This window comes from Neochlamydia sp. TUME1 (genome assembly GCF_000813645.1).
Classification (GTDB): Bacteria; Chlamydiota; Chlamydiia; order Chlamydiales; family Parachlamydiaceae; genus Neochlamydia.
Map to the genome: position 1 here is coordinate 1 of NZ_JRXI01000124.1, position 11,371 is coordinate 11,371.

8 protein-coding genes are annotated in these 11,371 nt (G+C 39.4%); all 8 read left to right on the plus strand.

The genetic code is table 11. The features are described from left to right. On the plus strand, positions 1-1,610 hold a 1,610-nt coding region (locus tag DB41_RS05760; RefSeq protein WP_039385346.1), incomplete at its 5' end, for an autotransporter assembly complex family protein. A gap of 1 nt (position 1,611) precedes the next feature. After that, positions 1,612-5,157, plus strand: a complete 3,546-nt coding sequence (locus tag DB41_RS05765) for a translocation/assembly module TamB domain-containing protein (RefSeq protein ID WP_039385348.1) — start codon at positions 1,612-1,614, stop codon at positions 5,155-5,157. A gap of 363 nt (positions 5,158-5,520) precedes the next feature. Next, positions 5,521-6,321 carry an ABC transporter permease gene (locus tag DB41_RS05770; RefSeq protein ID WP_052243946.1) on the plus strand — a complete coding sequence of 267 codons (801 nt, stop codon included), beginning with the start codon at positions 5,521-5,523 and terminating at the stop codon, positions 6,319-6,321. A 10-nt stretch (positions 6,322-6,331) separates the two neighbouring features. After that, positions 6,332-7,126, plus strand: coding sequence for an ABC transporter ATP-binding protein (locus tag DB41_RS05775; protein WP_042238981.1), 795 nt, complete (start codon positions 6,332-6,334; stop codon positions 7,124-7,126). Then, on the plus strand, positions 7,123-8,310 hold the full coding sequence (locus DB41_RS05780; protein ID WP_039385349.1) for an MlaD family protein: 1,188 nt from the start codon (positions 7,123-7,125) through the stop codon (positions 8,308-8,310). The genes DB41_RS05775 and DB41_RS05780 overlap by 4 nt, the downstream gene beginning before the upstream one ends. Before the next feature lie 70 nt (positions 8,311-8,380). Next, entirely contained in the window at positions 8,381-8,950 is a 570-nt protein-coding gene (locus tag DB41_RS05785) for a YqgE/AlgH family protein (RefSeq protein ID WP_039385351.1), read from the plus strand. Between the two features lie 22 nt (positions 8,951-8,972). Next, the gene (locus tag DB41_RS05790) at positions 8,973-9,686 is read left to right on the plus strand and encodes an SIMPL domain-containing protein (RefSeq protein WP_080502428.1); all 714 of its coding nucleotides are present in this window, start codon (positions 8,973-8,975) and stop codon (positions 9,684-9,686) included. A gap of 302 nt (positions 9,687-9,988) precedes the next feature. Beyond that, a complete protein-coding gene (locus DB41_RS05795) occupies positions 9,989-11,338 on the plus strand; it encodes an ankyrin repeat domain-containing protein (RefSeq protein WP_039385354.1) in 1,350 nt (449 codons plus the stop codon). The last annotated feature ends 33 nt before the right edge of the window (positions 11,339-11,371 follow it).

The following is an 11,371-nucleotide window of genomic DNA, read 5'->3' on the forward strand; positions in this document are numbered from 1 at the left end:
CTTCTACTAATCGTGGCTTAAAAAGGCGTGCTGAAGCAGATCTGCCTCTTCTCATTAAGGCTCTTCATAGCCAAGCCTATTACCAAGCTAAAGTCAATGTGGAAGTTAACTTTAACAATCAGACAGCCCAAGTAGTTTTTAAGATCAATACCGGACCGGTCTACCCTTTGGCCAGCTTTGAAATCCTCCCTTCCGACCTTAAAAACGATCTAACCTCTCTTTATACGAATTGGAATAAAGAAGAGTTAGGCCTCACATTGGGTCGTCCCGCCTTTCCTAAAAGTATTCTTGATGCCGAAGAGCTTTTAATATTAAAGTTAGAAAGAGAGGGTTATCCACTAGCAAAAATTGTAGATCGCGAAGTGATTGCTGATCAATCCACGCACTCTATCTATGTTGTCCTTCGTGTCAATACAGGGCCTAAATGCTATTTTGGAGAAGTAAAGTTTTTGGGCCTCCAGCGAGTTTCTTCCGAATTTGTTAGTAAAAAGATTGCCTGGCATCTAGGAGATATTTATCATCCTACGCCGATTGAAAGAACTCATGGTGCGTTAGAAGCTACCGGCCTATTTAGCTCTATTTCCATTACTCATCTCGATAGTGCTTCACAAGAGGGCTTACTTCCCCTAGAAATAGAAGTCTTAGAAGGTAAACATCGCAGCATTGCGGCAGGTATAGGATATTCCACAGACGATGGCTTAGGGATCTTAGGTGAATGGGAACATCGAAACATTCGAGGTCGCGGGGAAAAGCTTAGCTTTAAAGCATTAATGGCTCAACGCCTCCAAGAAGGAACTTTAGCTTATGTTATCCCTGACTTTCAACGCTCCAACCAGGACCTTATCTGGCTGGCAGAATTTCAACGCCAAACGACTAAAGGTTTTCATGCTTCCTCATTCAGTGTTTCAGGTATTCTTGAAAGGCAGCTTAATGATTACACGCGCCTTTCATATGGAGGGATGTTTAAACGTTTACGTGATACTCATTCTGATAATAACGGCAATTTTAATTTGTTCAAAATTCCTTTCCAGCTGCGTTGGAAAAAAACTAATAATATTTTAGATCCCACACAGGGTCTGGCCCTCCATATTAAAATCATCCCTTCTTTACAGATTCTTCATCCCAAATTTGCCTATTGCATTAACACTTTTACAGGTTTTATTTATCTTCCTCTTACCTCGGATAAACGCTTTGTGTTTGCTGCTAAAGGGACTTTTGGCTCGATATTTGGAAAAAAACGTCATACCATACCCCCTTCTGAACGCTTTTATGCAGGAAATGAAAATCTTTTGCGAGGTTATCATTTCATGACAGTTAGCCCTTTACATGATAATGAACCGATAGGCGGGCGTTCCATGATGATTTATTCTTTAGAAGGACGTTGGCGAGCCACAGAAACATGGGGAGGGGTAATTTTTTATGATTTTGGAAATGTTTTTAAAAATTATTTACCCCAATTTAACAAACAAATCTTACAATCTGCTGGCATTGGACTAAGATATAACACCCCTGTAGGCCCTTTACGGATAGATCTTGCAATTCCTTTACACCGTAGATATCATATTGACGAGAAGTTTCAAGTCTATTTAAGCATTGGGCAGGCATTTTAAGATGAAAAAAGTTTTATCTGTTTTTCTAGTGGGGTTGATTTGTGTATTTGTAGCAGTATGGGGTTATCTACAAACTTCTCACGCCCAAAAGGCTATTCTTTCCTTTCTAACGGAAATCATTCATGAAAAAACGGGTCATGAAGTAGAGATTGAGGAGCTGGCTTTCCCCCTGCCTTTTAACTGGGTTGCTTATAAGGTTAAAATTAAGCAAAACCAATCGATTTGGCTGGCAATAGATGAAATTAAGCTTTCCATTCCCTATTGGCGATTACTCAGCAAAACTTTTGCTTTACGGGCAGTCTCTTTAAGCCATGTGCATCTCCTAGATTACCCTACTCCCCCATTAAATTCTCCTGCCGACAGGCCCAAACTCTCTTGGAAAATTTTTCCTTTTAATATTCACTTTGCCGAGCTTTCTATTGAAAATCTTACGATTGCTCCCCATCTTTTACCTCATGAATTTCCTGCCCAACTTTTTCCGTTAGATCTTTCTGGCTCTTTAACTTTTCGTCCTCAAAATCATATCGCTCATGTAAATCTATCCTTAAAAAAAGAAGCTTTAAGCCAAGAGGGAGTGCGCCTAAATCTTTCTTGCCAGGGCTCCTCCCATTTTACCTATCATTTAGACCTGCTCGCCCCTAAACAAAGCCTTCTCTTTCAATGGCTAGGCTTAGAGCTGGCTCACGATGCCGCTCTAGAATTAGGAGGAACCCTGACTGCTGATCAATCTTACCAGGGGCAATTCAAATGTAGTGCGATAGAAGATATTAAAATAATAGAATCAGCCTCTGAGGATATACTTGGAAAATTTGCCTACCATCCAGACGGTTGGCTAAAAGTTCATTCAGTGGCAGGCAATATAGGACCTTTGCAAGTTGAAGGTGAGCTTTTACTTAACACCTCTACTTTTGAAATAGAAACAGGCAAATTCACGGGGGTTGTGGCCCATCTTTCACGCTGGAAAAATCCTTTAGATTTTCCTATAGAAGGTTCTATGCAATTCATCAGCACCTTTGCGGGTACGGTCATCAATCCTATTATCGAGCTTAAAATTTCGACAGACCACCTAAAAATTTGGAATGAAAGTTTAGAAAATTTAGAAGGGCAATTTACTTTTATTAAAACAAATGAAGAGGCTTTAAAAGGGCAACTTTTTTTAAGTTTTATCCACAATCAGCTAAAATTTAAAATAGATAACCCTTGGCAAGGGAGCCAGCAGCATATCCACTTAAAAGATATTGATGCCGAATATGGGAATGAAAAATTAACCGGAGACCTACATTATAAATTAGAGACTAAAACGCTCATTGGTAATTTAGAAGCCTCCATAAAAAACAGCTATTTACTGCAAAAATATTTAAATATCGATCTGTTAACTTCAAGCAATGTGTCCTTAAAATTTTACGATACAGCCTCATTAGAAGGTAAGAAAGAATTGCAAAATATGGATTTTGTTTGGCAGATAGGTAAAGGACGGTATGGCGATTTTTATTTAGAAGAAGCTATCCTCTCAGGGAATATAACGAATGCTTTCAGCGTTCCTCAAGCAGATCTATATTTAAAAGCTAAGAAAGCTTATAGCAGTAGCGGGAGCCTTACAGGATTAAACGCTGAGACAAAAGTGGAGAGGATGAAAGATTATTGGCCTTTTAGTATCTCCACTCAAGAAGATGAAGAGAGTATTTTGGCGGCCCAAGCCCAGGGTTTCTGGAAATTGAACAGGGAGGAGCTTACAGTAAAAGTAGAACTTCTTCAAGGGCACTTGAAAAAAAAGCCTTTTGATCTGCAAAAAACTTTTACTTTTACTAAATATAACAATTTCTTTGAACTTTCTCCCTTATCGCTGCAAATAGGCGTCGGTCATTTATTTTTTACCCTCGATCACCAACAAGAAAATGCCTATGCAGCAGCCCGTTTTCAATTTCAAGATTTGCCGGCAGAATTGTTTTACCCCCTTCATTTACAAGCTCCTTTGATAGGATATCTACAAGGCGAGGTGGATCTATTTGGCAATCCAGAAAATTTAAAGGGTCATATACGTGCCCATCTATCTCAAATTAGATTAGTCGATGATCCTCTAGACTCTCCCACCTCTTTAGAAGCACGTATGATAGGAACCATTTTAGAAAACCAAATGACAGGTTCGGCTCAGATCATAGGACTTACCCCAAAACCTATTGAAATAACTGCTAGATTGCCTATTCACCTTTCTATTAATCCTTTAGACATTCAAATAAGCAAGCATGACCCTCTCTTGGTTCATCTTGCTGCTGAAGGAGAAATTAGTCCTTTTTTGCCTTTATTTGAGATAGAGTCTTCTTCTATCTCAGGTCATACTTCTATCGCTTTAGATGTTACAGGTTCTATTAATGACCTTCATACTCAAGGGGATATTATTATTAAGGATGGTTCTTTTGAAAGTCCTACGACCGGGGCTGCTTTTCATCATCTCAATGCTAAAATTGAAGCTAACAATAAAATACTGACTCTGCAGGAATTTGAAGCCTTCGATATGAATGAGGGAGCAATCCGTGGTAGCGGTAGGCTAGAATTAAAAAAAGAGTTAGATTTTCCCTTCACGCTCAATATCCAACTCGCACGTATTAAACTGTTAAACCTTGATTTTGCCAAAGCCATCGCTAGTGGCGAAACGATCATTAAAGGTAATGCTCGTCAAGCCAAGGTAACGGGCCATCTTACTACTGATTCGCTCCAAATTACTATTCCTGAACAAGCTCCCGCACTCGCCTACTCTGTCGATGTTAGATATATTAATGTTCCCGAAGGAGAAACATCCCCCCTTCTTAATTCTTCTCAGCCTGCTTGGCCCGTAGAATTGGATATGCAAATTGATATAGCTTCTAACACCACCATTAAAGGCAAAGCACTCGCTAGCCTATGGCAAGGAGGCGTTAAAGTGAAAGGCACCCCTCAGACTCCTCAGCTTTTTGGAGATGTCAAAATCATTGAAGGAGACTACAACTTTAATGGAAAAACTTTCGATATTAAAGAGGGCACTATTTCTTTTGCAGGAGAGCCTGATAAAAAAACCAATCTTTATGTGATTGCTAGTAAAGATTTAGGTAAAATGGTCGCTGAAGTAATCCTTAAGGGCTCGGTAAAAAACCCCTCCATAGCCTTCCGTTCTAATCCTCCTATGTCTCAACGAGAGATATTATCCTGGATACTTTTTGGAAGAGGCGTCACCGACATTACTCCTTTCCAAGGAGCTGAACTTTCTCAATCTATAAGCAATTTAAGTAAAGAAGGCAATAAAGGCCCTGATGTACTAACTAGGATTCGGGATAGCATCGGCTTAGACCGCATAGATATTAACAAATCAGAGGGCGAGGAATCTAATGAAGTTTCCATACAAGTAGGCAAGTATATCTCCCGCGGGGTTTTTGTCTCTCTTAATAAAAGCATTACCTCTGAAGTTAACGAGATTAGCGTAGAAGCGAATCTATGGCGTAACATCAAGGCACGAGCACAAGTTGGAGATGACTCAAGCGCTCAGCTACAGCTTAAATGGAAGCGCGATTATTAGCCTTTAACCTTTCAAAGATATTTATGTGATAGCAAAAGAGCTGCTTTTCTAATAGCTGATTTTTTTGCGCCAACCTATAGCTAGTTTTAACCCTTGGTTAAGAAAATAAATTTTCATAAAAAAAACAAGTTTTTTAGAAATAAAATTTTTGAAAAGTCAAATAATTAAGCTTAGGAAGTTGAGGTTAATGCAATAAAAGTTAAATTTCATAGCTTTTTTGATATAAGCTAGAAAGCTTTTTAAAGAGAATTGTCTAAGTTAATTTTCCTCCCCTGTGCCATGGCTTTTCGTTCTTTTAAGGTTATGCTTTTCATTAAAGATTGTTTTCTAATAGAATGCTTTTTTTATGATGAGTTGTATGGCATGTCAAAACATTGGCTTTTGAGCTCACCCATTGGACGCAGTTTAGCCTCTTTGGGAGACTATATTGTATTTATTACCTCAGTGATTGCAGTAAGCTTGCGCAAGCCTCCTCAGTGGGTCTTAATTCGCGACCAACTCTATGAAATCGGGGTTTTATCTTTGCCGGTCGTAGGCATCACAGGCTTTTCTACGGGCATGGTGCTTGCTGCCCAAGCTTATTTCCAGCTTTCAGATAAAGGGCTTGCTAGCGCTACAGGCTTAATGGTCACCAAATCTATGTTAGTAGAATTAGGTCCTGTGCTTACAGCTTTCATGATCACAGGCAGAGTAGGTGCCTCGATGTGTGCCACGTTAGGTACCATGCGGGTAACAGAGCAAATTGATGCCTTAAAATCCATGTCTGTCAATCCTTTACGTTACTTAGTGGCCCCTCGTTTTATCGCTGGATTAGTCATGATGCCCTTGCTTACCATTTTTAGCTGCTTATGCGGGATTTTAGGAGGCTACTTTATTGCAGTCTATTACTATGGAATGGCTCCTACATCTTTTATTGATCCTTTGCCAATCAATATTCAGCATTTTGATTTTTTTAGCGGATTGGCAAAAGCTTTTGTGTTCGGCCTGATCATTATCACCATTTCCTGTTACCGCGGAATGACCACCCGTGGAGGAGCTGCCGGAGTAGGGCGAGCAACCACCAACAGTGTGGTCATCTGCTATTCTGTGATTCTAGTAGCCAACTTCTTAATCACCGTAGCCTTAAATAGCTCTTACGCTTACATTGAATACTTTGCAAGCTAAAGGAATCTAAATGGCGATCATCGAAGTTCAAAATTTACATAAATCTTATGGTGCATTAAAGGTCCTTAAAGGTCTCACTTTAAATGTCTATGAAGGCGAAACGCTAGTTATTCTGGGAAGATCAGGGGTAGGTAAAAGCGTGCTTTTACGCCAGATTATGGGTATTGAATTTCCTGATCAGGGCACGATTAACATCAATGGTAAAGTTCTTCATTCTCTTAGCCAACATGAGCAGCTAAAGGTAACCAAGGAAGTAGGCATGCTATTTCAAGGAGCAGCCCTTTTTGATTCCATGAATGTCGGAGAAAACACCGCTTTTTATCTCCGTCAGCATGAAAAGGAAGTGGATGAGAGAGAAATCCAGCAACGTGTAGCAGAGGCTCTTGCAATAGTGGGATTAAGTGGCAAGCAAAAGGCAATGCCCTCTGATTTATCAGGAGGAATGCGTAAACGTGCTGCCTTAGCTCGCCTAGTGATCTATCGACCTAAAATAATTCTTTACGATGAACCTACTACCGGCTTAGACCCCATTACGGCCCAGCAAATCAATCAATTAATCAATACTACCAAACATGAACTGAAAGCTACTAGTATTGTAGTCACCCATGACATTCATTCTGCTATGGAAGTAGGCGATCGATTAGCTTTCCATCATGACGGAAAACTCATCCATATAACTTCTAAGGAAGAATTTATTAAAATTGACGATCCCTTAATCAATGCTTTTTTTGAAAATGCTATCGTCACTCGCGCTTACTCGCCTTCCTCTAATTATAAAAATCTGGAGCAAATAAAATCATTATGACCGATCCATTGAAAAATATTATGATAGGAATTTTTGTTGTCACCGCTATGGCAGTCATTGTGTTTGCTCTAATGTTCTTACACCCTTCCTTAGGAGATGAAAAGCGTGTACTACGTGTACGTTTCCCTAATATTGATAAAATTTCAGTAGGTACTCGAGTGTCATTTGCTGGCAAGCCAGTCGGTGAAGTAGCAGCCATCCATGAGATAAAAGATGCTATAGAATCCCGCCAGCCATACCAGGGAATTATTTATGTTTATGAGCTGGTGTTGCATGTAGATTCTAATGTTAATGTGTTTAGCACCGATGAGATTTCTGTGCGTACCTCTGGCCTTTTAGGAGAAAGATCGGTAGTCATTATTCCCTTTCCTTCCAAGGCAGGAAAGCCTTTACACCTTGTGAACGAGGAGATTTTGTATGCCACTGAAGCCGGTAGTGTGGAAGATACTCTTAAAGAATTTAAAGAGCTTGCAGGAAAATTTGATACCTCTCTTAATTCTATCTCTACGGTTTTTAATGAAATGTCTGAAGAAAAGATTGTAAAAAAACTAGGGATGGCTATTCAAAATGTTAATTCTATTACTCATGCTTTAAACCAGCCCTTGCAACTCTCTCAAATGATAAAAAATGCGCATACACTTACTGAGAAAGTTCTTACATTATGGGACAGAGTAGAGGGGATGTTAAGTAACTTATCTGCCGCTTCCCACAACCTTCGTTTACTCACAGATAAAGGGAGTAATATTTTAAGTTATGTCGAAAAGGGGCAAGGAACCCTAGGAAAATTGTTGATGACTGATCAGCTATATTTAAAAGCTAACTCCTTTCTAAGCAAAGGAGAAACGATGATGAATGATATTAATCACTATGGTTTACTATTCAATATGGATAAAGGCTGGCAGCGTCTTCGCGCACGCCGTCTTAACCTCCTATCTACCCTATCTACCCCTCAAGAATTTCGTAATTTTTTCAACCAAGAAATCGATCAAATTAATACTTCACTCTCACGGGTCTATGCTTTGGCTGAGCAAAGCCATGGAAGCTCATCAGGATGTAAGCTTTTTGAAAATCAGGAGTTCCAAAAAGTTTATCGAGAACTACTTAGACGAGTGGCAGATACTGAAGAAGCATTAAAGATGTATAATCAACAACTTATAGACATGAATGCTAAAAAAACAGAGTGAACAGACTTAGAGATTTACAAACAATTCTGCGCAAGTTATGAATGGTGTAAAAGATTAAGTTAGGTGAGTGATGGAAGCTATCCCCTATACACAAATACAAAAAGGCCATTTTCTGATCGCCTCCCCTGATATCGATAAAGGCATATTCTTTCGTGCCGTCGTTCTTATCTGTGAACATAACCCGAGTGGTTCTTTTGGCCTGGTTATCAATAAACCTTTAGATCTCGAATTGCCTGAAGAAATTATTAGCGTTCAACATTTAGCTAATCCACGTGTAGGAATACGTGGAGGAGGACCTGTCCAAACTAACCAAATGATGCTTCTTCATACGGGCAAAGATATTTCCCATCAAGCCTTACAAATCACTAAAGATATCTATCTGGGTGGAGATTTACAATTCTTACAAGATTCCCTAAATGATGAGAATGGGCCTTATATCCATCTTTGCTTTGGATATGCCGGTTGGGGAGCAGGCCAATTGGAAAGAGAATTGCTAGATGAAACATGGTTCATCTATCCTGCCACGACTAAACATATTTTTCATACTCCCCCGGATAAACTCTGGCAAAGTCTTCTACGAGAAATGGGAGGGAAATATGCCTCGCTTTCTATGATTCCTGACGATCTATCGGTTAATTAATTAGAAATTAAGAAGAAAGGTTATGATGTTTAAAGTTTTAACTCCATTACTTTGCTTATTCTTATGCACATTTGCAAGGGCAGCAGAGACTCCTACACTCAGCCTTAAAGGACAAGCTGTTTTACATAAGCAAGCAGATCAAATTAGTCTAATCATTGGTATCACTAACTTGGGAGCAGAAGCCGATCATGTATTAGCGGAAAATTCTAAAAAAATGCAAAATCTCATTGGAGAGCTAAACAAAAAAGGTTTTGATAAGTCCGAATATCAAACGGGTCAATTTAGTATCCAACCTACCTATACTCTCCCCCCTCAAAACCCGCCTGCGGGCTGGCGCCCTACCATCAATGGCTATGAAGTTTCTAATATCCTTAAGATAAAGACAGATAAAATTAAGGAGATTGGCGCTCTTATAGACACTGCTCATCAAGCAGGAGCCAGTAAGATTGATCATATCTATGCTAGCTTAAAAGATGAAAGAGCCTATTGGGAAGAAGCCGTCGCCAAAGCCACTAAGAATGCTATTGCAGATGCTAAAATTATGGCTGAGGCTGCCCAGGTAAAATTAAACCGCCTTTTATCCATCTCCCTCAACGATACCCTTGCTAGATCTCCACAATCTTTAACTCCTATGTTTCTTAAAACTATGGCTTCGGAGCTGACGCCTATAGAACCAGGCGATATTGAAATCAAAGCAAATGTTAACGTCGTTTACGAAATAGATAAGTTAGAATGATATAGAGCTTATATCTAAGACCCTAAGAGCAAATAGATAAACCCCCTTAGATGCCTATCATTGCCTTTTTAGCAACTAGCTAGACCAAGTTTTTTATTTCTACTCCTTCAATTATATAGCTTCAATGCCATTAAAGGGCATTAAACGCCTCCTAAGTCGCTGATTATCTAAGCTAAATGCAAAAAAATTATTTTTCAGAAAAACATTTCCTTGACGAAATAAAGAAACCTCATTTAAAAGCTTAGATTGCTTTTTAAATAAAACAATAGATATTTAACCCTCCCCTTTAAGGAATAAAAATTATGCAACTTTCTTCTTCACTAGACTACGATCCTGCCCGTCCAATCATTCACTGTGATGCTTCTTTAAATCAAATCAGTAGTGAGATGGCCAGAATTGAAAGAGAAGTTTATCGCTTAAGAGGGCTTATAGGAGCTTTTGATGAAACAATGCAGGAAAATGCTGCTTTGACAACAGACATCATGGATGCTTATTTAAAAGAGCTTGAGCCACCTCTTGAGCAAAGAGGAATCTCAGTGATCCGGCAGCAAATTGATACAAGAATAGAAGGCATTCGAGAAAATTGCTTAGAGAACTACCGAGGATTGTTAGATGCAAGAGAGCTAATTATAATAGAAGGTCAGACCATCCAGCTGAATGCTCAAATAAAAGGTACCTTAGAGCATGCCTACCAACAAAGACTAGAGGAAAGTATCCATCAGCTTAAAGAAGAATTTCCTCTAGAGGACGCAACCAATTTAGAGCAGATGCGAGCTCAGCTTAAAGAAAAGTTTGAAAGGTATGAAGATATCTTTGAAAAGCTTTTTGAACGCAAGCAACAGCTGACAGACCAAGGCTATGAGCTGCAAGAAGCCATGGAGCCAGAGCTAGCCAAACTAAGAGCCAAAAAGCAAGAGCTACAAAAGGATCTAAAAGTCACCGATCTTTTTATAGCCAGCCAGCTAGGAGCAGTCGATTATCTTAAGCAAGAAATTAGCAAAAAATGGAGATGGGGTCGTAAACATTTCGTTAATACACCTTCTCAGGTAGGCTTTGCTCCTCTGCATTACGCCGCTTATCATAATCAAAGAGAAGCCCTGCAGCTTTTAATCGATAAGGGTGCCGACCTAACTTTAAAGGATAATGAAGGCTATTTACCTCTTCATTGGGCAGCTGAAAAAGGCCATCATGAGATCGTTCAATTACTTGTTCGACACAGGCCCTCTACCATTAATGCCAAAGGCCGATTGGATCGCACTCCTTTGCATCGTGCAGTTTTTTGTGGCAAAATGGAAACTGCCCATCTTCTTATTAAAAACGGCGCCCATATCAATGCACAAACTCATGAAAAAAATCATTGCCAAACGCCCCTCCATTTCGCTGTCTTACAAGGAAACATTAGCATGGTACTAGCATTAACACGTTATCCTGAACTTGACATCCTTCAGCAGGATATCCAAGGAAGAACGCCTTTGCATTATGCTATTGAAGAGGGATTAATCGATATTCTAGATATCTTGCTTAAGCATCCAAGTTGGCAAAAAGCAAAAGTTTCTACCCATGCTAAGCTCTTAGAGAGCCTTCTAAGCATAGTTCCTAAGCGGCAGGCTAAAGAAATTAAAGCTCAACTGCTTTTAAATTTTCCTAAGTAAACACTGATAGCTTCGACAAGTAATCAAAAAAAA

Bases quoted from the DNA above. Each gene is read 5' to 3' on its own strand.
- DB41_RS05765 (WP_039385348.1), top strand. From the start codon at position 1,612: ATGAAAAAAGTTTTATCTGTTTTTCTAGTGGGGTTGATTTGTGTATTT.
- DB41_RS05795 (WP_039385354.1), top strand. From the start codon at position 9,989: ATGCAACTTTCTTCTTCACTAGACTACGATCCTGCCCGTCCAATCATT.
- DB41_RS05780 (WP_039385349.1), top strand. From the start codon at position 7,123: ATGACCGATCCATTGAAAAATATTATGATAGGAATTTTTGTTGTCACC.
- DB41_RS05785 (WP_039385351.1), top strand. From the start codon at position 8,381: ATGGAAGCTATCCCCTATACACAAATACAAAAAGGCCATTTTCTGATC.
- DB41_RS05770 (WP_052243946.1), top strand. From the start codon at position 5,521: ATGTCAAAACATTGGCTTTTGAGCTCACCCATTGGACGCAGTTTAGCC.
- DB41_RS05790 (WP_080502428.1), top strand. From the start codon at position 8,973: ATGATGTTTAAAGTTTTAACTCCATTACTTTGCTTATTCTTATGCACA.
- DB41_RS05775 (WP_042238981.1), top strand. From the start codon at position 6,332: ATGGCGATCATCGAAGTTCAAAATTTACATAAATCTTATGGTGCATTA.